The sequence below is a fragment of the Candidatus Brocadia sinica JPN1 genome, from assembly GCF_000949635.1.
GTDB classification, from domain to species: domain Bacteria; phylum Planctomycetota; class Brocadiia; order Brocadiales; family Brocadiaceae; genus Brocadia; species Brocadia sinica.
Genome location: NZ_BAFN01000001.1, coordinates 2,913,859 through 2,934,492, shown reverse-complemented (window position 1 = coordinate 2,934,492; position 20,634 = coordinate 2,913,859). Strand labels below are relative to the sequence as shown.

At 41.7% G+C, this 20,634-nt stretch carries 23 protein-coding genes; 15 read left to right on the top strand and 8 right to left on the bottom strand.

Annotated elements, in window-relative coordinates; all coding sequences use genetic code 11:
- Nucleotides 1-241: 241 nt before the first annotated feature.
- The 10 genes from BROSI_RS19955 to BROSI_RS13280 all read left to right on the top strand — a co-directional run bounded on the left by BROSI_RS19955 (nt 242) and on the right by BROSI_RS13280 (nt 11,820).
- The gene (locus tag BROSI_RS19955) at nt 242-382 is read left to right on the top strand and encodes a hypothetical protein (protein WP_157842533.1); all 141 of its coding nucleotides are present in this window, start codon (nt 242-244) and stop codon (nt 380-382) included.
- Between the two features lie 622 nt (nt 383-1,004).
- Nucleotides 1,005-3,692: a formate dehydrogenase subunit alpha gene (gene fdhF / locus BROSI_RS13320; protein WP_082059385.1), complete on the top strand. Its 2,688-nt coding sequence runs from the start codon at nt 1,005-1,007 to the stop codon at nt 3,690-3,692.
- Between the two features lie 230 nt (nt 3,693-3,922).
- Nucleotides 3,923-4,708 (top strand): phosphoribosylformylglycinamidine synthase I, encoded by a 786-nt coding sequence (gene purQ / locus BROSI_RS13315; protein ID WP_052564294.1) that lies wholly within the window; start codon nt 3,923-3,925, stop codon nt 4,706-4,708.
- Nucleotides 4,709-4,728: 20 nt separating this feature from the next.
- Nucleotides 4,729-5,223: an NADH-quinone oxidoreductase subunit NuoE gene (nuoE, locus tag BROSI_RS13310; RefSeq protein ID WP_052564293.1), complete on the top strand. Its 495-nt coding sequence runs from the start codon at nt 4,729-4,731 to the stop codon at nt 5,221-5,223.
- A 332-nt stretch (nt 5,224-5,555) separates the two neighbouring features.
- Nucleotides 5,556-5,780, top strand: a complete 225-nt coding sequence (locus BROSI_RS13305; RefSeq protein WP_052564292.1) for a hypothetical protein — start codon at nt 5,556-5,558, stop codon at nt 5,778-5,780.
- Nucleotides 5,729-6,031, top strand: a complete 303-nt coding sequence (locus BROSI_RS13300) for a type II toxin-antitoxin system RelE/ParE family toxin (RefSeq protein WP_052564291.1) — start codon at nt 5,729-5,731, stop codon at nt 6,029-6,031. The genes BROSI_RS13305 and BROSI_RS13300 overlap by 52 nt, the downstream gene beginning before the upstream one ends.
- Nucleotides 6,032-6,232: 201 nt before the next feature.
- Nucleotides 6,233-7,843, top strand: a complete 1,611-nt coding sequence (nuoF, locus tag BROSI_RS13295) for an NADH-quinone oxidoreductase subunit NuoF (RefSeq protein WP_420886083.1) — start codon at nt 6,233-6,235, stop codon at nt 7,841-7,843.
- Between the two features lie 8 nt (nt 7,844-7,851).
- The gene (locus BROSI_RS13290) at nt 7,852-9,789 is read left to right on the top strand and encodes an ATP-binding protein (RefSeq protein WP_052564290.1); all 1,938 of its coding nucleotides are present in this window, start codon (nt 7,852-7,854) and stop codon (nt 9,787-9,789) included.
- Between the two features lie 187 nt (nt 9,790-9,976).
- The gene (locus tag BROSI_RS13285; RefSeq protein WP_052564289.1) at nt 9,977-11,167 is read left to right on the top strand and encodes a response regulator; all 1,191 of its coding nucleotides are present in this window, start codon (nt 9,977-9,979) and stop codon (nt 11,165-11,167) included.
- Between the two features lie 5 nt (nt 11,168-11,172).
- Nucleotides 11,173-11,820, top strand: a complete 648-nt coding sequence (locus BROSI_RS13280) for a hypothetical protein (RefSeq protein WP_157842532.1) — start codon at nt 11,173-11,175, stop codon at nt 11,818-11,820.
- A gap of 97 nt (nt 11,821-11,917) precedes the next feature.
- On the opposite strand, the gene BROSI_RS13275 is transcribed toward BROSI_RS13280, so the two are convergent.
- On the bottom strand, nt 11,918-12,712 hold the full coding sequence (locus BROSI_RS13275; RefSeq protein WP_052564287.1) for a cyclase family protein: 795 nt from the start codon (nt 12,710-12,712) through the stop codon (nt 11,918-11,920).
- Between the two features lie 246 nt (nt 12,713-12,958).
- Between BROSI_RS13275 and BROSI_RS13270 the strand changes: the two genes are divergently transcribed.
- Complete coding sequence (locus BROSI_RS13270; protein ID WP_052564286.1) at nt 12,959-14,146, top strand: HD domain-containing protein; 1,188 nt, start codon at nt 12,959-12,961, stop codon at nt 14,144-14,146.
- A 68-nt stretch (nt 14,147-14,214) separates the two neighbouring features.
- On the opposite strand, the gene BROSI_RS21445 is transcribed toward BROSI_RS13270, so the two are convergent.
- The 3 genes from BROSI_RS21445 to BROSI_RS13260 all read right to left on the bottom strand — a co-directional run bounded on the left by BROSI_RS21445 (nt 14,215) and on the right by BROSI_RS13260 (nt 15,965).
- A complete protein-coding gene (locus BROSI_RS21445) occupies nt 14,215-14,289 on the bottom strand; it encodes a hypothetical protein (protein ID WP_420886082.1) in 75 nt (24 codons plus the stop codon).
- Nucleotides 14,290-14,330: 41 nt separating this feature from the next.
- Complete coding sequence (locus tag BROSI_RS13265) at nt 14,331-14,552, bottom strand: type II toxin-antitoxin system PemK/MazF family toxin (RefSeq protein ID WP_052564285.1); 222 nt, start codon at nt 14,550-14,552, stop codon at nt 14,331-14,333.
- Between the two features lie 795 nt (nt 14,553-15,347).
- Nucleotides 15,348-15,965 (bottom strand): group II intron maturase-specific domain-containing protein, encoded by a 618-nt coding sequence (locus BROSI_RS13260; protein ID WP_230400689.1) that lies wholly within the window; start codon nt 15,963-15,965, stop codon nt 15,348-15,350.
- Nucleotides 15,966-16,126: 161 nt separating this feature from the next.
- Between BROSI_RS13260 and BROSI_RS19950 the strand changes: the two genes are divergently transcribed.
- From BROSI_RS19950 to BROSI_RS13250, 3 genes are read left to right on the top strand one after another with little or no spacing between them, the layout of a single operon-like run.
- Nucleotides 16,127-16,471, top strand: coding sequence for a hypothetical protein (locus BROSI_RS19950; RefSeq protein ID WP_157842531.1), 345 nt, complete (start codon nt 16,127-16,129; stop codon nt 16,469-16,471).
- A 44-nt stretch (nt 16,472-16,515) separates the two neighbouring features.
- Nucleotides 16,516-16,791, top strand: coding sequence for a DUF6364 family protein (locus tag BROSI_RS13255; RefSeq protein WP_052564284.1), 276 nt, complete (start codon nt 16,516-16,518; stop codon nt 16,789-16,791).
- Nucleotides 16,784-17,128 (top strand): type II toxin-antitoxin system PemK/MazF family toxin, encoded by a 345-nt coding sequence (locus tag BROSI_RS13250; RefSeq protein WP_052564283.1) that lies wholly within the window; start codon nt 16,784-16,786, stop codon nt 17,126-17,128. The genes BROSI_RS13255 and BROSI_RS13250 overlap by 8 nt, the downstream gene beginning before the upstream one ends.
- Before the next feature lie 30 nt (nt 17,129-17,158).
- On the opposite strand, the gene BROSI_RS13245 is transcribed toward BROSI_RS13250, so the two are convergent.
- The 3 genes from BROSI_RS13245 to BROSI_RS13235 form a co-directional block, all read right to left on the bottom strand.
- Nucleotides 17,159-18,193, bottom strand: a complete 1,035-nt coding sequence (locus BROSI_RS13245) for an ISL3 family transposase (RefSeq protein WP_082059211.1) — start codon at nt 18,191-18,193, stop codon at nt 17,159-17,161.
- A gap of 17 nt (nt 18,194-18,210) precedes the next feature.
- A complete protein-coding gene (locus BROSI_RS13240) occupies nt 18,211-18,735 on the bottom strand; it encodes a hypothetical protein (protein ID WP_157842529.1) in 525 nt (174 codons plus the stop codon).
- 123 nt (nt 18,736-18,858) lie between these two features.
- Nucleotides 18,859-19,323 (bottom strand): hypothetical protein, encoded by a 465-nt coding sequence (locus BROSI_RS13235; RefSeq protein WP_052564280.1) that lies wholly within the window; start codon nt 19,321-19,323, stop codon nt 18,859-18,861.
- Nucleotides 19,324-19,428: 105 nt separating this feature from the next.
- Here BROSI_RS13235 and BROSI_RS19945 point away from each other — a divergent pair, with 105 nt between their 5' ends.
- Nucleotides 19,429-19,578, top strand: coding sequence for a hypothetical protein (locus BROSI_RS19945; RefSeq protein WP_157842528.1), 150 nt, complete (start codon nt 19,429-19,431; stop codon nt 19,576-19,578).
- Between the two features lie 152 nt (nt 19,579-19,730).
- Here the strand turns inward: BROSI_RS19945 and BROSI_RS13230 are convergent, their stop codons facing one another.
- Nucleotides 19,731-20,531: a hypothetical protein gene (locus BROSI_RS13230; protein WP_052564279.1), complete on the bottom strand. Its 801-nt coding sequence runs from the start codon at nt 20,529-20,531 to the stop codon at nt 19,731-19,733.
- Nucleotides 20,532-20,634 lie beyond the last annotated feature (103 nt).

Below are 20,634 nucleotides of genomic sequence, written 5' to 3'. Positions count from 1 at the left end.
AAGCTAAAATGTTGCCTTGCTTGAAAATGCTCCTGAAAAACAAAAAAAGCCCGGCAAAAGAGAACTCCGTTTTTCCCTGGAATCGTCCCCTTTGTCTAACAGTTGTACATATGAGCCGGTCTGCTGTTAAACAAAACTATAATGATACTGAGACTCAAAATCAATTCAGTATATATTTATCAAAATAAAATTTAATGTCAATGAAAATGTTATAAATTCTTTATTTATGAAGGAGAAAACAATGAAGAAACTTTCCCGTCTGTTTCCTGGAAAACATCTGGCTATACACGATTATAGCAATGCTCCAACATCTGCTCTTATATTGTGGAGTCAACCTACCGCTGCTTTCTTGCAGACAGGTTCCGTGTGGCAGGTGAGATAAGTCCCCGCTGAAGAAATTCAAACTTACCGTGAAGTCGCGAAGTTGCAGGATACCATAACTTTTTGATATTGCAAAATACCGGCTCACCGGTATAATCTATGATCATTTGCTATTGAAAATATTTAGTGTTTTGTGGTAAAAATAAGTTACCTAAGGTTTACTTTAAAGTAAAGGAATTTAGAGCTGGTTATTTCCCCTTTAGAAAGAGGGGATGAAGGGGTGTGTAAATCTGCCATAACTCACCCCCCAGCCCCTCTTGATAGAGGGGAGCCTAAAAGTTGCCGCCAAAGGCAGCCTAACTAATATTATCATTTTTTTGGAGTCTAACCTATGATCTGGAAAAACTGCACGTCATATACATACGGGTGAGTGCACTTACTGAAGTGGCGGCGCCATTTCCAAGTTAAGTGGACAGGGTATAGACTCTTAAAGGATTACCTGTAGTACATTCCCGAAAAATGCAAGGGGCATTCCTCCCTTGCTCTGTACTTATATCATCCAGCAAGAATTCTTATCCTCTACCCATTTCAGCTTCGTCTTACCAGGAAAAGATACCGTCACTTCGTCCAATAGTTAATTGGATAATCTGTTTATTTACGGTTTTTTAATGGAGGATGCAATCATGGTATCTTTATTAATAGATGGGAAAAAAGTGGAGGCTGAATCAACTCAAACGATTTTGCAGGCAGCACAAAAAGTGGGGATTCACATCCCTACCTTGTGTCACGACCCGCGCCTGGCCCCTTCCGGAGCCTGCCGGATGTGTGTAGTAGAGGTAGAAGGCGCTCAGTCCCTGGTGGCCTCCTGTGCAACCCCTGTCTCAGAAGGCATGAAGGTCTCTACCCGGAGTGAATCTGTAACACGGGCACGAAAACTCAACCTGGAACTTATCTGGTCTAACCATCCCAATGATTGTCTTACATGCGACAAGACAGGGGAATGCCAGCTTCAAAAATTTATGTACGAATATGATGTAAAAGCCTCACGGTTTGGAGAACAGAATCCACCTTCAACGCCAGATGATTCAAATCCCGGCATCTATAGGGATATGAACAAATGCATCCTCTGCGGAAAATGCGTCAGGATCTGTGATGAGGTTCAAAACCAGCATATCTGGGCATTTTCAAACCGGGGGATGCAAACCTTAATCGCAACAGCCTTCGAAAAACCCTTAAAAGATTCAGGTTGTGTATTTTGCGGACACTGCGTTTCTGTATGTCCGGTAGGCGCCCTCATGGATAAACCCGCTGCAAAAAAGGGCCGCCCCTGGGAAACCAGGAAGGTGCGCACGGTTTGCAGTTACTGCGGGGTAGGGTGCAGCCTTGTGCTTCATGTGAAGGAGGGTGAAATTCTTAAGGTAACGTCCGATACCCATGATGCCCCAAATTATGGCAGTTTGTGTGTCAAGGGACGATATGGATTCGAGTTTTATAAAAGCCCGGACCGTTTAAAGTCCCCGCTGATTCGTGATCGTATTGATCAGCCCTTTCGGAAGGCAAGCTGGGATGAGACAATCAGCCTGGTAGCCAGAAAACTGATGGAGATCAAGCAGAAATATGGTCCTGACTCATTTGGGTGTCTCAGTTCTTCAAGGGGTACAAACGAAGAAAACTATCTGGCTCAAAAATTCACTCGTGCCGTAATGGGAACCAATAATATGGATAACTGTGCACGTGTATGCCACGCCCCTTCAGTAACGGGACTCAGAGCTGCCCTGGGAAGTGGTGCAGCCACGAATTCCCTGGCTGATATTGAGGGAGCGGAAGTCCTTATCGTCAGCGGTTCCAACACCACCGAGGCCCATCCGGTAGCTGCCTTAAAAATTAAAAAAGCGGTACGGCAAAATGGGGCAAAACTCATCGTAATCGACCCGCGCGAGATAGAACTCGTCCAGTACGCAACCGTGTGGTTACGTTTAAAACCGGGCACCAACGTAGCCCTTATCAATGGCCTGCTGCATGTCATTTTAAAAGAAGGTCTGGAAAACAGGGAATTTATCCGGCAACGGACAGAAAACATAGACATGTTACGGCAGGTAGTAGCCCAGTACACACCTGAAAAGACAGAGGAGATTACCGGGGTACCACAAGAGGAAATCATCAAGGCTGCCAGAATTTACGCCGGTACGCGGAAGGGTATGATTGTCTACGGATTGGGAATGACCGAACATAAGGCCGGCTCTCATGGCGTCATGTCCCTGGCAAATCTGGCTTTGATTACGGGCAACGTGGGCCGGCCAAATACCGGGATCAATCCGCTTCGCGGACAGAATAACGTCCAGGGTTCATGTGACATGGGGGCATTACCAGACGTCTACACCTGTTATCAAAAGGTCGATGATCCAATCGCCAATAAAAAATTCTCTGAAGCATGGGGTTGCCAGCTTCCCGCAAAACCTGGCCTAAAGGAACCACAAATGTACCGGGAAGCCCTGGCAGGAAAACTAAAAGCGATGTATATCATTGGGTATGACCCGGCTGCAACGCAGGCCAATATCCATCATGTGCGGTCAGCCATGAAAAAACTTGATCTTCTTGTAGTACAGGAGCTTTTTATGACGGAGACGGCAAAACTTGCCCATGTAGTACTCCCCGCCGGCTGTTTCTTTGAGAAGGACGGTACCTTTACCAACGCAGAAAGAAGGGTCAGACGGCTCAATCAGGCCATTCCTTTGCCTAAGGGAACAAAACACGATTGGGAGATTATATGCCTGATTGCCAGTGCTATGGGATATCCCATGCATTATAATCATCCAAATGAAATTATGGATGAACTTGCCAGCCTTACCCCGGAGTTTGCAGGGATCGATTTTAAGCGACTTGAGGGAGATGGCCTGGTATGGCCTGTATGGGATAAGAAACATCCCGGCACGCCCATTTTACACAAAGATACATTCACGAGGGGAAAAGGGAGATTAAATGATCTTCTCTATACCCCTTCTGAGGAATTGCCCGATAGTGACTATCCTTTATATTTAACCACAGGCCGCCGTCTTTACCATTATAACAACGGATCCATGTCATTACGAAACCCGGAAATTTATGCGATCAGTTCAGAGGAATTCGCAGAAATCCATCCCGGTGAGGCTGAAATATTGGGTATAAAAACAGGGGATACCGTGAGGGTGAAATCAAGGCGCGGTTCATTGGAAGTGAAGGCACATGTCACGACAAAATCCAGACCCGGAAGTATATTCCTGTCCTTCCACTTCCCGGAAACCCCAACGAATATCCTGACTGGTCCCGGAGAAGACTTATTGGCGCTCACCCCGGAGTATAAGGTGTGTGCCATAAAAGTGGAAAAGATTTAGCCTAAAATAGGGGCTAAGCGTTTGCTCAAAATGCTTAGCCCTTTATACAGATTGACAGAGGTACAATCTCATTTTTATCGAAATCTTTTAAAAGACTCATTTGTTATAAAAAATGAGGAATTTCTTGTTGTCTTTTTGCCAAAAAAAGGTATCTTGTAGAGTCTTATATCCACAGTATATTTCCGTATACATTACTACGTGGATAATGTTTAAATGGCTAATAAAGCAACATGTTGACACCAAAAGTTTTAATACTCAGAACTGCTGGAACAAATTGCGATTATGAAACCCGATACGCCTTTGAAAAGGCAGGGGCAAAGGTGGATGTTGTTCATATCAATATCCTCCTTGCCAGCAAAAAACTTCTGAAAGATTATCAAATTTTAACCCTGCCGGGCGGGTTTACCTATGGCGATGATGTGTCAGCGGGTAAAATACTGGCAAATCAGATCAAGTATAATTTGGAAGAAGATATTACGACCTTCATCAATGAAAAAAAACTCATCCTGGGTATCTGTAATGGATTTCAGACACTGACAAAGGCAGGGTTGCTGCCATCGGTTAATAAGAACCACCAGGAGGCCACCTTGACCTTTAATGACTCGAATAAATTCGAAGATCGGTGGGTATATTTAAAAGTCTGCTCGAACAAATCAGTTTTTATTAAGGATACCGATATTCCGACACTATATCTGCCCATAGCACACGGGGAAGGAAAATTTATTACAAAGGACAAAACAGTTCTGAATGAAATTACAACGAATCACCAGGTAGTCTTTAAGTACGTGAACGAACGAGGTGAAGAAGCCGGTTACCCATGGAATCCTGCCGGGGCGATTCAGAATATAGCCGGTATCTGTGACCCAACCGGTCAAATCCTGGGCATGATGCCCCACCCGGAGAGACACGTAGAACCAGCGCAACATCCGCGTTGGACACGCAACGGACCCAAGGAATGGGGAGACGGTTTTTTCATTTTCAAAAATGCAGTTCAATACGTGAAAACGAGTTTTTGAATAAAAGGAGATATGACATTATGCAGAAAATTGTTACCGTAAATAAAGAAAATACGTCTGCTGTTGATTTAGCCAAATGTCGGGCCATACTTTCAAAATATAACAACGCAACCCCTGCAGACCTCATCCCTATCTTACAGCAAATGCAGGATGCGTATGGATATTTACCCAGAAACACTCTGGAAGAAATAACAGCCGGGACACGCATCCCCCTGAGTAAGATTTATGGCGTCATTACCTTTTACTCACAATTCTCTTTGGAACCCAGGGGCAAACATACGATTAAGGTTTGTACCGGTACAGCATGCCATATCAAAGGCGCATCTGATATAAAGAAAAAAATCACGGAAGTTCTTCATATCAATGAGGGAGAGACGACAGAAGATTACAAATTCACGTATGAACCGGTAGCCTGTCTGGGAACATGCTTTCTGGCGCCGGTCATGATGATTGACGATAGATATTACGGAAAACTGACCGTAGAAAAAACAGAGACTATACTAAAAAGTTATTAAAATATTTTTAAATATGCTAGATAATTTTCAAGAAAATAAATATCGAAGTTGCAATCTCAGCAGTGTTGGCAATAATAGGTATTTAACTTTTTACAACTGTCTTGTTTTTAGAAAAAATTGGACCACCAACCTACTTAGCGTTACTAACTCTTCTTGCTATGGAATAAAATAAAATTATCAGAATTATCAAATTTAATAAATTCCCCAAATGTAACTTACAAGATAGATTCGGATTGGAACCAACCACTTGAGATGTTGAAAAACGATATTCAGAAATCAACGGGCGAAATTTAACAAGAACGAGACTAAAAATATTTAAATAGGGTTTTTTTATGACAAAGGCAAAAGAGGAAGCTATTAAACTCATTCAGAAATTACCAGATGAATGTACGATTACTGACATTATGGCTGAACTCTATTTCAAACAGAAGGTAGAGCAGGGTTTAAAAGACATTGAGGAAGGAAGAACCATGACTCATGCAGAAGTCAGGAAAAGGATGACTAAATGGGTAAAATCCATTGGTCAAAAACGGCACAACGAAATCTTGAAGAAATAGCTGACTATATTGCACACGACTCTCCTTTCTATGCAATAAATTTTATTGAAAGGGTTTTGCAAGATATTGAAAAGCTTGGCAATTTCCCAAAAATCGGGAGAATAGTACCAGAATTTAAAAAAGAAAATATCAGAGAAATAATATTTCATAATTACCGGATTGTTTATAAGACAGAAAAAGATTGCATATTTATTATTTCATTATGCCATGGAAGTATTGATATCGTTAGAAAGGCAAAAACTGAAAATTAGAAAATCAAATAATATACTGGGATATATGGAGAAATTAAAAACGACTTTATTTCTTTATTTAAATGCTTTATAAAAAGACCGAAGGAAAATATGAAGGAGTTTTTGCAATTAAAAAAAGGAGAATTTAACGTGGAAAAATTAAAAAACGCTGATGATCTCCAGAAGTTCAGGAAGTCCATTGAATCGAAACATCGCCCCGACATGGTACGCATATTTATCTGCACCACAGGTTGCAGGGCACTCGGGGCAGAAGAAGTATGCAGGGCATTCAAGGCCGAGATTGAAAAACAATCACTCACCGAGAAGATAGAAATTGTAGACACGGGTTGTCAGGGCTTGTGTGCCAGGGCGCCTGTGTTAACGATAGAACCCATGGGGGTTTTCTACGGACGGGTAACAGAAACCGATGTCCCGGAAATTATTTCCCGAACCATCCTGAAAGGGGAAATTATCGAACGCCTCTGTTATGTGGAGGCGGGCAAACGCATCCCTTATATCAGGGATATCCCTTTCTACAGCAAACAGAAAAGGATTGTCCTGAAAAATTGTGGCTATATCGATCCAAAAAATATAACCGAATACATCCTGAGAGACGGCTATTCGGCTTTTGCAAAGGTACTTGCCGGCATGACGCCTGACCAGGTCATCACTGAGATGAAAAACTCAGGTCTGCGGGGTAGGGGTGGAGCCGGGTTTCCTACAGGAAACAAATGGGAATTCGTCAAAAAGGCACAGGGAGATATAAAATACCTGATCTGCAATGGCGACGAAGGAGACCCGGGCGCCTTTATGGACCGGGCAGTCCTCGAAGGCGACCCTCATTCGGTTATCGAGGGGATGCTCATTGGCGCCTATGCCATCGGATCACAAAAAGGAATTATCTATGTACGCGCAGAATACCCCATCGCTGTGGATCATCTGAAAATTGCCATAGAACAAGCCAAGTCACTTGGCCTTTTAGGGAATAACATCCTTGGAACAAATTTCAGCTTTGACCTCGATATTAAAATGGGCGCCGGCGCCTTCGTGTGTGGAGAAGAAACCGCCCTCATAGCTTCCATAGAAGGAAAGAGAGGCATGCCACGCCCTCGTCCTCCCTTCCCGGCAACCAGCGGTCTTTGGGGAAAACCGACAAACATTAATAATGTGGAGACCTTTGCGAATGTACCCGTTATCTTTCTGAAAGGTTCTGAATGGTACAAGGCCATTGGCACAGAAAGCAGTAAAGGCACGAAAATATTCGCCCTGGCAGGCAACGTGAAAAATACCGGTCTTGTTGAAGTACCGATGGGTACCACACTCCGTGAGATCGTCTTTGACATTGGAGGCGGTATACCAGGCCGGAAAAAATTCAAGGCCGCACAGATGGGAGGCCCTTCCGGCGGATGCGTACCCGCCCAACACCTTGACCTCCCCATCGATTATGAAACCGTAAAAGAGGTGGGGGCCATTATGGGTTCCGGTGGTCTTATTGTAATGGATGACTCAGCCTCCATGGTCGATATTGCACGGTATTTTATGGAATTTTGCCAGGATGAATCCTGTGGAAAGTGTGTGCCATGCAGAATTGGAACAAAGAGAATGCTCGACATCCTCACACGGATCACTAAGGGACAGGGCAGGAACGAGGATATCGGTTTACTAAAGGAGCTGGCCGAAGTTACCAAAACAGCGTCCTTGTGTGGTCTGGGACAAACAGCGGCGAACCCCGTGCTCTCTACCATCCGTTATTATCTCAATGAATACGAAGACTTAATCAACAAAAAAGGTTCTCAACCTTCACCACAACAGAGTCCGGCAGCACAACCTTAAGGTGAAATATGAAGGTACTCCTCATCGGGGCAGGAAAGGGCGGTTCTGCCCTTTTATCCATCCTGTACGAAGATAAGGAAATCGAAATTGTTGGAGTTGTTGATCACAATCAAAATGCCGAAGGTCTAAAGATCGCCAGACAATACAACATCCCCGCCTACTCCCATTATGAAACATTGATAAAAAGGGAAGATCTGGACGTTATTATCGATGTCACAAGAAATCCACAAGTGCTCATCGATATAGAAAAAAACAAACCTGCAAACACTGAGATCCTGGGTGGTTTAAGCGCCAAGCTTATATGGAGCCTGGTAGAGGAAAGGAAGAAGAAAGAGGAGGAAATCCAAAAAAGCCTTTCTGAACAGAAGGCCCTTTACCGCATTGGGATTATGCTTTCCTCCGCAAGGGAAATGAATGAAGTGTTTCAAACCATCGTGAGAAGTGGCCTGGAAATAACAAACACCCCGGCAGGGAGTCTTGCTTTGTATAACGCAGAAAAAAACGAATTGGAACTCACTGCAGTACATGGTTTTAGCCCGGAGTTTTCGTTAAAAACAACGCGCTGGAAGGTAAGACCCGGCGGCCTTACCAGCAAAATCCTCTCACAAAAACAGCCATTTGTGGTACCCGACATCAGCGGGGAGTCTTCAATCGACACAAAAGTTATTATGGCTGAAGGCATTCGCTCCCTGGTAGCCACCCCTCTCACCACGGAAAACAGGATTGTGGGTATCCTTTATGTAGACGATTACAAACCACGTATCTTTACCAAAAGAGATATTTCTATTCTGGGACTCCTGGCAACACAAGCAACCATTGCTATCGAAAAGGCAAAAATACAAGAACAGCTTGAATTGAAAAATCAGAAACTCAAGCATACCATGGACTACCTGCAAAATATCCTGGACAATTCTGCTGACATGATTATTACCACAGATATAGAAAATAATGTGGTAGAATTTAATAAATGTGCAGAAGAAATCCTGGGATACTCACAAAATGAGATTGCAGGAAAGCTGCTCGCCGGATTATTTACTAACCAAGATCAATGCAGAATGTTATTAGAAAAGATTAAAAGAGAAGGGAAAGTCTCCAATCAGGAAACCCAGTTCATCACACGGGAAATGAAGATCGTTGATATCAGCCTTACCCTGTCTCAGCTCAAGGACACTGCGGGGAATATGATCGGAACCGTTGGAATCAGCAAAGATATCACGGAATTTAAGAGAACCCAGGCACAACTCATCCAGGCTGGAAAACTTGCCGGTATAGGTCAATTGGCTGCCGGCATTGCCCATGAAATCAACAATCCGCTGAGTGGTGTATTAGGATATGCCAAAAGGCTTATGAAAAAGGCAGAGGACGAAGAACTCAGGAAAGTCCCGGCCTTCGAGACCTTCCCCAGAGAAATGAAACTGATCGCTGATTCCGCCCTGCGTTGTAAGAAAATCATCGAGGGTCTCCTGAAATTCTCCCGCACATCGGAAACAGAAAGTATGAACGTAAATGTGAATGAAGTCATTGATGAATCTCTGGTACTGTTCGGGAATCAGCTATCATCCCACAACGTTGAACTAAACAAGGTTTTAAACCCAGACATTCCCACTATCCGTGCAAATCATACTCAGATACAACAAGTTTTTACTGATATAATTATCAATGCACTACAGGCCATGCCGCAGGGAGGCAAGCTGACGATCGTTACAAGGCCAATACATTCTTTCGCTGTTGAAATTGAATTTACTGACACAGGGGAAGGCATCCCCAAAGAAAATTTAACAAAGATATTCGAACCATTCTTTACTACGCGTGAACCAGGTAAAGGAACCGGATTGGGACTCTACATGATTTACAGGATTTTACAAAACCATCGCGGACGCATCGATGTAAAAAGCGTGGTCGGGAAAGGGACTACTTTTACGATAACCTTACCCTGTAGCCATTAAACAGACACAGGAGAAAATCCAAAAGCAACGTAACAACAACGAAAAAGATGCAGGGGCGGCAGACAGCAAATTTCCATTGTGAATTATGCTTACTGCCAACTGAAGCAGCAGGTGAAAATACCAGGAATGAGAAAATAAGAGTTTTTTTATAACTAACGATATACACAATTAATAGGGAGGATTTGCCATGCCAGGTGAAAGAATCTTAGTCATTGACGACGAAGAAATTATCTGCAACTTACTGAAAGACACTCTGACTGATGAAGGGTATCAGGTGGAAACAGTAACCGACAGTAAAGAAGGCATTGAGAAGATTCTCAGGGGAGAACCATTTGATATACTTATCACAGACATCCGGATGCCCAAAAAAGACGGAATGCAGATACTCAAAGAAGCAAAAAGTCGCATGCCGGACATGATCGTTATCATCATAACCGGGTATCCGAGTATCGAAACCATCCGGGAGGCAAGTGAATACAACGCCTTTGATTATATTACAAAACCTCTCGATCCTGACGAGGTAAATGATTGCATTAAACGTTCTCTGGAAGCACGAAAATTATCCAGAGAATTAAAAATCCCCGAAAAGCCACCGAAGATACTCGTGGTAGACGACATGCAATCGGCATTGTTTTTGGCCGAAGGCGTATTAGAAGATGAGGGTTATCACGCAGAGATAGCTCAAAACGGACAAGAAGCCATCGAAAGGTTCAAACAAAAACACTTTGATATTGTGATCGCCGACCTCCACATGCCAGGCATGGACGGCATTGAACTCCTGAACAACATCAAAAAGCTGGACATCAAGACACTGGTCATCATCATGACGGCGCGCCCCAGCATAGAATCGGCCATCCAGGCATTCCGGCACGGCGCCTATGACTACATTACAAAACCTATCGATCCCGATACTATCATTAACACCATCCAACGGGGGTTTGAAAAACACCAACTCGAGATCAATACGGATAAGTTACTGAAACGCCTTCAGGACTTGCGTCAACAAATGATGGAAGAAAATGCCTCGCTTATAAAGGAAAAAGACTTCGTAAATAACCTGATAGATGTCGTTCCGGATGTCATCGTTACCACGGACGAACACGCCAATATACATACCATGAACAACGCCACCGTAAAACTTCTTGGCTATAAAAAGGAAGAACTCCTGGGAAAACCTGTTGATAGTATCTTTGAAGAAAAGAAAAACTTTTTTAAGGGAGTGGATTTTGAGAAGCTGTTAAAAGAAGGCGCTGTTTACAATTATCCCCTAACCTGCATCACAAATAAAGGGAATAAGATAAAGATCGTCTGGTCTGGCGCTCCTATCCTCGATAAAGAAAAAGTGGCAAAAGGTGTTGTGGGAATCGGGAGAAAATAGTATACTTGATAAATATGAGAATTGTATCTATTACCGGCACAGCCAGCGGCGTGGGGAAAACGACAGTTGCACGGTTTTTACTGCAACACCTGGAAGATTTTTGCGCCTTAAAAATCACCACAAAACACGAAGGTAATTGCCCCAGACATTCCGACTGTAATGTGTGTGAGACCATGAAGCGTCCGTACATAATCACCAGTGACCCCCTCCAGATCAACCAATCCGGCAAAGATACCGCCTTATTTAAAAATGCTGGCGCCCGGAAGGTCGTCTGGCTTCAAACCCACTCTGAATATCTGAAAACGGGCATTGCTGAGGCATTAACGTACTTCAATAAAAATGACTCGGTCATCGTGGAGGGAAATAGTTTTTTGCATGTACACGATGCCGACCTCAGCATCCTTGTCGCCACACCGAGGGAAACGAAAATCAAGCGTTCAACAAGGCAAATTGTCTCCAGGATCGATCTGATAGTAATTAACACCTATGCAGATGACAGTACAGACGATATCATGAAAACCCAGGAAAGGTTACACCAGATCGGTTGCTATGCACCTGTCCATATCATAAACCCACTTCAGGAAAGTTACGCTCCGAACGAGGCATTTCTGAACCACATCAAGGAGATGATTGGACAGTCCGTACAATCATAATTCAGAAAAACCGTAGCTCAAGAGATTTTTATGATACAAACCCAAATCTCAAGCCCCAAGTAAATTTCAGATTTTTAGAGGATGGATAATTCACAATTTACCTTGGCATCAGAGCCCAGATACGGCACTGCCCGCCTGATCCACCCTCAATCTTAATTGGCGCTATGATGAGTGTGGCCCCTTTCGGAGGCAACTTATCGAGATTAGCGACATTTTCAAGGATGAATTTACCGGCGCCATTGATACTATGATGAACGGGAAAGTCCGAGCAGTTTCCACAATCCCCACTGAGGGTATCAATGCCTACACCTTTAATATGCCTCTTTTCTACCAGAAAACCGGTTGCCTCTTTTGAATAGCCAGGAAAGTGCATCCACCCGTTATTATCCTTGTTTTTGTAATCCTCAAAATTATTCCACCGCTTACTCCATCCGGTATTTAACAATACAATAGCCCCATCGGGTATTTGTCCGTTCATCTTTTCCCATAACAAGATGTCCGATTGTGACAGGCCGTAATCAGGATTCCTTTCCACCTTGTCTGTAACATCGATAACAATGGCAGGACCGACCAGTTGCTCAAAAGGAATTTGATCTACCGAAGGCTGGTTGAATTCAAAATGATTCGGCGCATCAATATGCGTTCCCAGGTGTTCCGGTGTACTGTACCTGCCGGAAAATACCATGTCCTTTTTAATGTTGGCAATGACCTCATATTTAAAAGGGGTATAGTTCCCTACCGGCCAGTAGGCATTGTTTTCATTCAGGGGATAGGTCAAATCAATAACCGAAGCCTTGCCTTCCATGACGTTTTCAAGAATACCTGCCCAGAGGCACTGTTTCTGGAAACAGAACAATAGTCCCAACATAAATATTTTCAAAAACATTTTCATTGCATATTCTCCTTTTATTTTTAAACTGAAAACAACAAAAATAAGCCATCATTAAACCTGCTTATATTAATTATTGCCAGAATATTTTTAAAGAGATACAATAAGGATGAAATTCTTCAATAATTTCGTACATCAGAGGCATTTCAGGTCACCGATGGTATTCCAAAGAAAAGCGCGGGGTTTCCCTGCTGACACTACTAACACGTTATCTATTATTACAGATCGGAAAAAGGGAGTATTCATACCATGATAAGGAAGGCATTACTTCTAAAAATATTTGATGCAGCTTACATGCAAAGATGGAACGATAAGATACGCCCGATAGAGTTGATAGAATTGGATAAACAAGCCCATAAGATGGTGATTGCCTATTTTTTAGGGAAATTCGAGGAGGGGAAAAGTGAATTTCATTGGATAGACCTCATTGAGGGGGGAATTTTTGAACTTTTGCAACGCCTCGTCCTTACCGATTTAAAACCGCCCATTTTTTATGAAATAAAAAAAGATGCCGCAAAGTATAAACGATTAAATGAATGGGTGTACGGCGAGTTAAGGTCGATTCTGTCTCCTTTAGGTGATGATCTTTGCAAAAGATTTAACAGTTATTTTCTCAAGACCGATGATACCTTAAATAAGAGGATTTTAAGCGCTGCTCATTTTTATGCTACAAAATGGGAATTTGACATTATAGAACGTGCAAATCCCAATGGCTACGAAATAGACAGGATAAAGAAAGACCTGCAGGAGAAACAGGAGAAATATTACGACCTAAAAGGCATGGAACAGCTGACTAAACATATGAAATACGAAAATTTCATTAACTTATGCGGTCAACTCAGATTCCAATTGCGGTGGTCTCATCTCCACAGAATACCCAGGACATCCGTTTTGGGACATTCGTTATTTGTCGCAATACTTTCCTATCTGTTTTCCTTAGAGATAAAAGCATGTGCACGCAGATGCGTAAACAATTATTTCACAGGCTTATTCCACGACCTGCCAGAGGTGCTTACCAGGGATATCATCTCTCCGGTAAAGAGATCTGTTGAAGGGCTTAGTGATCTCATAAAAGAATACGAGAAGGAACAGATGGAGAAAGAAGTATATGGCCTGATTCCCAAGGAATGGCATTCAGAAATTACCATGTTTACGGAAAATGAATTCGACAGCATTGTAACCATACAGCAGAAAAAGAAGAAAGTAACCAGCGAGGATATCAGTGATAGGTATAATGATGACAAATTTAATCCGAGAGATGGAGAACTCGTTAAGGCATCTGATAGTCTCGCCGGATTCATAGAGGCATCAGCTGCGATTCGGAACGGGAGCGCCAGTCCGGAACTTCAGGAGGCGAGATTATCATTAAAAAAACAGTATGAGAAAACGGGCATTGCAGGGATAAATTTTGGTGAAATTTATGCGGATTTCGATTAAGATAAAAAGCATTGAAGACACGAAATTATGGCTTGAGAACTGCAAAGTGAAGCCTATTTCTTTGACCTTTAATAGAGAAAAGTTTTAATATTTTTCTTTATTTTTTCCATTATTTCTTCACTAACATAACCAACAAGTTTTATGAATCTTCGCTTATCAAAAGAACTTATTTGTTTCGTTTTAATTAATCTGTCATAAGCCTATTTTTAGCATCTTTTCTCAGTAAAATATCGAGTTCTGTTTGCTTGGTTATCTCTGAAGAAATTGGAATTACCGTTAACAAATCGCTGGATGCTATATATTCATCGTTTTGGATAATTAAGGCAGGCCGAACTTTTTTATACTCATGTCTGAAACTTGGATCAAAATTAACTAACCGAATCTGTCCGCGCTTGAAGTTATTCATAAATCTTTCAAATTGAGATAACAATTCAGTTCTTCTTCAGTAAAGAAAATCATCGGAAGCGTCCTGTATAGCTGATAATTCAATTTCATGTTCTGTTGCTTCAAGTTCTGTTTCTTCAAAAGTCGCAATTACCTTAAAACGTACATTTTTTTGTGTGAGAATTCATCCGGGCAATACAGATGTCCATCCGGTAATAACTTGCTTTCAAAAACCATTTTTTTCATAAACATTTCCTTTCCAATTAAAAAGTATTATCTCTGTTCCTTCGATTCCCCTCGAAAAGATGCGCCTAATACCTTCAAAAAGTAATAGAAAGGAAAGACTAAGTCAACAAAATGTCCGTGAATTTCATACCCTAAAGGAATTAACGCCCATCAGACCCATGCATCAATAGGTTACATGACTTGATAAGGTGGACATTCATTGGAAGCCGTATGCGGGAAAAACTGAACGTATATTTGATGAGGAGCAGTTGAAAATAGAACATACTGAGGCTCGTGAGGCACTGTCAGACGAAAGGACAAAAACGGATATATCCTCATGTAAATAGAGATTACATTTAAAACATTATACCAGTTCCCTACCCTACCTCACGTTCCTATTCTAAATAATGTAGAGTAAAACACAGGCGTAGTGACTACAGGTCAAGGTTTGTCTTCCCCGTTTCTCTCCGTTTCCTCTGAGAGTGTCACACCATCTCAACCATACCCTATTTCCAGCATCTTCTCACACAACCGTACGTGAGGTTTTCCCTCATACGGCTTTCCTGTGCCCTTCGCAACAAGGCATATGCACCTATCGGCTTGGATTTGCTTTCGAGTAAACATATCGTATACGGTAGTCATTGAACAAACCCCATTTTCCATATATCTCTTCCCTACTCCACCTCTTCCAGCCAAAGCCTTTCAGTTTCTTTCTGCGCATGATAAACTTTCGCACCTTCATCTCCAGGTAATTCCTGACTTTGTTGAAGGTGCTGTTGCTATTGCCTATCCCAAAGTAATTCACCCAGCCCCTGATTATTGCATTGACTGTTTGTATCACTTCTCTTAATGGTTTGTTCCAGTTTGCCTTGAGCGCCGCCTTTATCTTCTTGCCGATTTCCTGTCGTTTCTTCTTACGGGGTGTTTTGCTGACATAGGTCTTGCCTTCACGGTTTCTGGTGAGTCTAAATTCAAACCCCAGAAAGCTGAAACATCCTCCTCCTTTCAGATTCACTACCTTCGTCTTTTCTCTGTTCAGTTGTACCTGCAATTTGTCCAGTTCCTCTTTGAGTCGCTTCTGAACTTTCTGTATTAGCCCGTCTTCTTTCGGATGTCCGTGAATAAGTATGACCATGTCATCTGCGCTCCGAATAAAATCAAAGTTGTAGTAACCATTGCGGCGGGTTACTTCCCTTGCCCGCTCCATCATCTTATCCACCTCGTTGAGGTAAAGGAACGAGGAGGGCTTCCCCAGTTGATTGCGTCTCTTTCTATCCGTGTCGCCGCTGATACCCCGCCACCGTCCTTATACCTTATTAACCAGGATGGTATGAGAATTCTGCCTTCGCCTATTTGTGAAAGGCTCGGCCAGTGAAATTACACTTTTACGAGGCTACTTCTACGTTCACGTTCGTTACAACCCGGATATTTGCTCGCCTGCCTTATTACAGGCTTTGCCGACTGGCTTCAGAAGGCAACGTTTCCACCACCCCCCTGCCATCCACGCTACATGGCTCTGGCTTCTACTATGACGGGACTTCCACCCATAAGAAGACACTACCCTTCGCTGGGCACGCCACGAATCAAGATGCGGCCCCAAGTACCTCCCCTTTTAATATTATCCATTTTATCCTGCCGATCCTGTTAATCCTGTCTAACAAGGATTACGGCAACGATCAAATAACACAAAAAGCACAAATATTTTATTGCAATTAATCCCCTATTATCTTATAAATAATAAGATTGAAAGGAGGTTAAACATGCCATCTGCGAGGTTCTTACGTAAAGCAAAGCTGACAGTAACAATCAGTGGCGATGTGGTTAATGAAATAGACGAAATTGCAAAGGAAAAAGGGACCCCAAGGAGCCAGGTTATGGAAGAAATGTTACGTGATTGGCTGCTGCAATCCAAAAAGAAAATGATAGAAAAAGATATAGAAACGTATTATCTCTCTCTCACAGAAAAAGAGAATAAAGAAGACAAAGAATGGACTGAGATAGTGGCGGAAAGTGCAAAAAGGACATGGGATGACTGATTATCCTAAAAGAGGAGAGATATATTTAGTTAATTTGCCATCAAAGCCAAAGGATATTAAGAATCGTCCTGCCCTGGTGGTTTCTTTAGATATTCGGAATAAGTTTGCTAATGATATAATTGTTATTCCTTTGTCTACAAACCTAAGACCCTCTCCTACCCATGTTTTACTTCAAGAGGGAGAAGGTGGTTTATCAAAGGCCTCTATGGCTAAATGTGAACAAGTAACAACCATAGATAAATCCTTACTTGTCAGGGGTCCTTTTTCAGGCAGGGTAAGCAACAAAAAGATGAATGAAATAGAAAAAGCGATTATGATATCCATTGGAATAATATAACCTTTAAGTGATTTTTTGTGTCTTTCGTATTTAAGTTGAAAGCTTAGGGTCAAGAAGTCCGCAATGTTGATGAATCTTGAGTAAGAAGTATTTGACGTCTCGATAACCGTATGCCATGCGCTTTAACCTCTTTATTTTGTTATTGATTCCTTCTGATATAGCGGACGTTATTTTGCAAACAAAATAGTTCAGAACATAATGCCTCTTCCGGAAAAATTTGTATCCTAGCTCTACAAATGATGCTATCCCAGACCTTATTGCTGTCCCTATCCATGCCCTCAGATTTGCATATGCTACCCTTCGATTACTTGCTACATAAAGAGAAAGAAACTGCTCCTTTAAAAGCATTGCCTTATATACCTTCTCATTGAGCGTTGAGAGTTTATCTAAAATGTCCTTCTGCTTATTTGTAACCTTATTTTGCATCAATATAAACCTCTTGTTGCAATGAAGAATTCGACTCAAGTCTTCCTGGTTTTGTTGCCTGGCTTTTCTGAGTTCTTCCTTCCTTACCGCATCTACTGCCTCATTGAGATACTTCTTTACATGAAAATGATCCAATACTATCAAGGCATTCTTCAAATGCTCTTTCGTAGACGTAAGAAAACCCTTTGCTCCATCACTTGCCACTGCCTTTATCCTCTTACAACCTTCCTTGCCTATCTTACGATAAAATTTATCCAGCGTTGTCTTGCCCCGCCCATCGTGATTCCAAATCACCTTGCGCTTTTCCACATCAACAACATTGGTAACATACTTGTGCCACTTCTGCCATGCAACCTCATCCACACTCATATGACGCGGCGCCTTCACTTTCTCAATTCTCTCCAGTGATAACTCCTCTAACATCTCCTTATCTATCCGGTACACCGTCTCATCGTCTATTCCAAGAAACCATCCTGCTTCCTTATTTGTCGTTATTGAGGTCAGTCGATACACCTGTTCCACAAAACGCTTCGTAAATCTCCCCCTTATCCACTCGTGCTCCTCTACCCGAATACTCCCATCTTCAAGGCACATCGATTTCCTCTTCGGTACGTGCAAATATACCCTCCTACCACTCATCGGTAGGTCTTCTACTGTTATTCTTCCCACACTATGCACTGCCGTATTGTGGGTAGGGTAGGTGTCAAATCTTTATTTATGACATATTTGTCAACTATAAAGATTTGACCCCTCAGACCTCGGTTCGGATTGGAATACCATCGAACAGGTTCATGCCAATTTGTCCCCAATTCTGTGAGGGCGCTTGTAATAGACAATATGTGAGTACCCACCGTTACTGACTTCGACACGCTCTTAAAGCGGGCATGATACCCTGGAGTCTGCTCTTCACGCAGTTCTACAGCCTCTCCATCGAGAGTGATCGCCGTTACGGGCTGCCGGAGAGAGAATGCAGGAAAACCTGGAGAATTGCACTCGAATACAACAGTTGAAAACACGCGTGCTATACGGCTTTGCGCGTCAAACTCAAGCCGGTAAACAGCTTCAGTAAAGTCTACGAAAACAATTTTCTCTCCAGCTTCATTCGTAAATGATGGTGGAGCATAATCAAGATCGGATAATCTAGTAGTCCGTTCAGTTTCTGAAGAGCGATAGTTCTTCATCCTTTTTACCCCAAAAGCGTTATCGTACATTTTTAACAAAGTAATACATCAAACTTATCTGCTACGCAGGCAACAGGCTTGCCATCACCACCACCCTATTTATCAAATGTTAGGATTATTTCTCTATTGATAAAATACTAACACTTTATAAACTGCTTTTCCAAAACCTGTATAAGCACTAATCCTCATTTTATCACCAAATATAGCTATCGAATCGAGACAATAAGTACAAATACCAACCTCACACTCATAAGTACACACTCCAATCATACCAAGAATACTGTAGACATCTGCTATCTTATGTTTAAAATAAAAATATTCGGCAGTATTATTAGGAAATTCTCCTGTAAATAATTTCGCTTTAATTTCTGCTAGCTTTATATCTTTTTCTTGAACAGAAACATTCCCATCACCTCCTTCTATTTTCCCAATTGCTACATCGCTAGCAATGTAATAAATATTTGACTCGTTTTGCGTCATAAGCTTAGATAAACTATCAGCTATAGCTTGCGAAGAACAGATTAAGCCAACCAAAAACAATAGCACTATGAAAATATCTTTCTTAAAATTCCTTTTATAAGATATCATTTTTCCATTCCTTTCCTTTGTAATGAAAAGATTGAGAGGTACCGGAATCTATGGACTCTTGTCTACTGGATCAAACGAAATGCCTATCTCGCGAAAATCCTTGAAATGAAACCTACCACTTTCAACGAAATCAAACAAGCTATCAATTCCATGCTCGAATTTATCTCTACCAATGCCTTATTAAAGAACGAAAAACTTGCCGATGGCTATTTTAAAATTAAATCGAAACGACTGAAGAAAAAATTTGTCGCTTAAATTTTTAACAAAGTACTATATATATGACAAAATATCAATACGACAACAATTTTAGCAGTGCATTTGTGATTCGATTGAATTCTCGGACAGCCTGTCAGTCTTTACATAAACCAATCTAGCAGGTTAACACTTTTTGCTTTTCTACCAAGCAACTACCAAGGAAACGGCCCTGGCCCTCCTCCACTTACTTTGATTTCATTGCCTAAAATCAATTCTACAACAGGAAATGGCCAGTCTCCTCCTGCTTTCAGCGTCTTGTCTTTTGTTCCTTCCGAAAGAACCAACTCGTCTGAAATCGTTTTTTTCAGAATTCTATTAGAACCAGAAAATAGAAACTGAAACCCCATCCTCAATGCTTTATAAAAGTCTGTAGATGGTATTTCAAATACATTAATTCTCCCCGTCGATGCGCCACATAACGCTATATGTATAAGTCCATCATTATCCTTGCGTTTGGATATGACCTTTATGCCTACTTCTTTTAATTCCTTTTCCATTATTTCCAAAGTAATTTCCGAACCCATTCCGCATTGTAAAGTACCGTCATATTTAAATACTTCGACACTAGAAGTATCGAAAACCCATAAGTCAAAATTCAATGTTCTCACTTTTTCAAAATCTAATACAGATATTTCGTAAACGTTTACTTTGCCAGTCGGTGCACCACAGACAGTTGGTATATAAAATGGCACGATTTTCTTTTCACAAGAAATTACCTTAGCTCCGGCTTTTTCTAATTCTTTTTTCATATCTGAGAGAGGTATCTCAGAACCCATTCCGCATTGCAAAGTGCCATCATATTTGAAGATTTTAATATTGTGTATTGTTTTAAACGGAAATGGAGCACCTCCTTCACTTGGATTAGGTACTTCACGCCCGTAAATATTGTTTATCGCAGAAACACAAAGTATTAATATACAACTAAAGAAGAAATACGAAACTTTCTGCATCATAATTACTACCTCCTGTTTAATGAATACATGAGAAAAGAAATTTTAACAAAGTAATGATTGGTGTTTGTTTTTTTCCTTTCTGGGAAATTTTTTTTGATAGTGG

What these genes read in the sequence shown, in the direction of transcription:
- nuoE (WP_052564293.1), top strand. Translation starts at nt 4,729, where the DNA reads ATGCAGAAAATTGTTACCGTAAATAAAGAAAATACGTCTGCTGTTGAT.
- BROSI_RS19945 (WP_157842528.1), top strand. Translation starts at nt 19,429, where the DNA reads ATGAAACCTACCACTTTCAACGAAATCAAACAAGCTATCAATTCCATG.
- BROSI_RS13230 (WP_052564279.1), bottom strand. Translation starts at nt 20,531, where the DNA reads ATGATGCAGAAAGTTTCGTATTTCTTCTTTAGTTGTATATTAATACTT.
- BROSI_RS13265 (WP_052564285.1), bottom strand. Translation starts at nt 14,552, where the DNA reads ATGAATAACTTCAAGCGCGGACAGATTCGGTTAGTTAATTTTGATCCA.
- BROSI_RS13245 (WP_082059211.1), bottom strand. Translation starts at nt 18,193, where the DNA reads ATGAGTGGTAGGAGGGTATATTTGCACGTACCGAAGAGGAAATCGATG.
- BROSI_RS13235 (WP_052564280.1), bottom strand. Translation starts at nt 19,323, where the DNA reads ATGATATCTTATAAAAGGAATTTTAAGAAAGATATTTTCATAGTGCTA.
- purQ (WP_052564294.1), top strand. Translation starts at nt 3,923, where the DNA reads ATGTTGACACCAAAAGTTTTAATACTCAGAACTGCTGGAACAAATTGC.
- BROSI_RS13255 (WP_052564284.1), top strand. Translation starts at nt 16,516, where the DNA reads ATGCCATCTGCGAGGTTCTTACGTAAAGCAAAGCTGACAGTAACAATC.
- BROSI_RS13285 (WP_052564289.1), top strand. Translation starts at nt 9,977, where the DNA reads ATGCCAGGTGAAAGAATCTTAGTCATTGACGACGAAGAAATTATCTGC.
- BROSI_RS13250 (WP_052564283.1), top strand. Translation starts at nt 16,784, where the DNA reads ATGACTGATTATCCTAAAAGAGGAGAGATATATTTAGTTAATTTGCCA.
- BROSI_RS13275 (WP_052564287.1), bottom strand. Translation starts at nt 12,712, where the DNA reads ATGAAAATGTTTTTGAAAATATTTATGTTGGGACTATTGTTCTGTTTC.
- BROSI_RS13290 (WP_052564290.1), top strand. Translation starts at nt 7,852, where the DNA reads ATGAAGGTACTCCTCATCGGGGCAGGAAAGGGCGGTTCTGCCCTTTTA.
- nuoF (WP_420886083.1), top strand. Translation starts at nt 6,233, where the DNA reads ATGGTACGCATATTTATCTGCACCACAGGTTGCAGGGCACTCGGGGCA.
- BROSI_RS13260 (WP_230400689.1), bottom strand. Translation starts at nt 15,965, where the DNA reads ATGATGGAGCGGGCAAGGGAAGTAACCCGCCGCAATGGTTACTACAAC.
- BROSI_RS13300 (WP_052564291.1), top strand. Translation starts at nt 5,729, where the DNA reads ATGGGTAAAATCCATTGGTCAAAAACGGCACAACGAAATCTTGAAGAA.
- fdhF (WP_082059385.1), top strand. Translation starts at nt 1,005, where the DNA reads ATGGTATCTTTATTAATAGATGGGAAAAAAGTGGAGGCTGAATCAACT.
- BROSI_RS13270 (WP_052564286.1), top strand. Translation starts at nt 12,959, where the DNA reads ATGATAAGGAAGGCATTACTTCTAAAAATATTTGATGCAGCTTACATG.
- BROSI_RS13305 (WP_052564292.1), top strand. Translation starts at nt 5,556, where the DNA reads ATGACAAAGGCAAAAGAGGAAGCTATTAAACTCATTCAGAAATTACCA.
- BROSI_RS19955 (WP_157842533.1), top strand. Translation starts at nt 242, where the DNA reads ATGAAGAAACTTTCCCGTCTGTTTCCTGGAAAACATCTGGCTATACAC.
- BROSI_RS13240 (WP_157842529.1), bottom strand. Translation starts at nt 18,735, where the DNA reads ATGAAGAACTATCGCTCTTCAGAAACTGAACGGACTACTAGATTATCC.